Origin of the sequence: Paracoccus sp. 08 (assembly GCF_024105395.1) — a bacterium.
Lineage (GTDB): Bacteria > Pseudomonadota > Alphaproteobacteria > Rhodobacterales > Rhodobacteraceae > Paracoccus > Paracoccus marcusii.
Genome location: NZ_WEKR01000061.1, coordinates 1 through 1062, shown reverse-complemented (window position 1 = coordinate 1062; position 1062 = coordinate 1). Strand labels below are relative to the sequence as shown.

At 75.0% G+C, this 1062-nt stretch carries 1 protein-coding gene; it reads right to left on the bottom strand.

Annotated features, from left to right (window positions below; genetic code table 11):
• The coding region (locus GBO37_RS14025) for a hypothetical protein (RefSeq protein ID WP_252929649.1) at nucleotides 1–1062 on the bottom strand (1062 nt) is incomplete at both ends.

Here is a 1062-nt window from a genome sequence, read left to right as displayed (position 1 = left end):
CAGCGCGATGCGGGTGTTCAGCGCGGCAAGGTCGCGCTCCATCGTCTCCGCGTCGCGCCGGGCCTGTTCGGCGGCGCTGGTGGCACGCGACAGCGCGGCCTGGGCGGTGGTCAGGTCGGGGGCCGCATCCGACAGGGTGGCGCACAGCCGGGCGGCCTCGGCGCTGCGGGCCGACAGGTCGGGCAGCGTGGCGGCCAGCGCATCCAGACGCGCCGCCAGATCGTCCAGCGATCCAGCCTCGGCCAGGACATCCGCCAGCGCGCGTTCGGCGGAACGGCGCTCTCCCTCGGCATCGGCGCGAGCTTCCCCGGCGGCGGTCGCGGCCTCACGGGCGCTGCGGGACTGGGCCTGCGCCTGCGCCTCGGCGGTATCGGCGGCGGTCAGCAGGGGTTCCAGCACCGCGGCATCCTCTGCATCCGCAGGGGCATCGGCAGCCTCGGCCGTGGCCAGGGCCAGCGCCAGCGCCTCGCGCAACGCATCCAGGCCCTGCGGCGCCAGATCGTCCAGCGCCTGCGCCCCCTGGCGCAGCGCATCGTCCAGCCGCGTCGCGCGGTTCAGCCGGTCACGCGCATCGGCCAGATCGGCCGCCCCGCAATCCTGCAGCGCCCTTGCCACGTCCCGCTTCGCCTGCCCCAGATCGGCGGCCAGCTGCGCCCCCCGCCCCGATCCCGGATCGACGCTGATCGCGCCAAAGCCCGGCAGCGTGACGTGCATCCGCCCCGGCACCGCCCATGCACCCTCGACGGCGGTTCCGTCCGCCAGCGTCGCCAGAGGCCCGTCTGCGTGAAATTCGATGATCACCGCCTGTGCCTCGGCCCGCGCGTCCAGGCGGTCCAGCACCGTCTGTGCCTGATCCAGCCGTGCCATCGTCTTCGGCGTGATGGTCAGCCGCGCCCGCTGTGCCCGATCAGCGTGCAACTGCGCCTGCAGTGCCTGCGCCCGGTCCAGCCGATGGGTCAGATCGGCCACCCGCGACCGTGCCGCAAGCGCCAGCCGCGCCTGCTGTGCCCGCGACAGGCGTCCGCGCAGATCGCGCGCGATCTCGCCAGCCTGGCGGTGCGC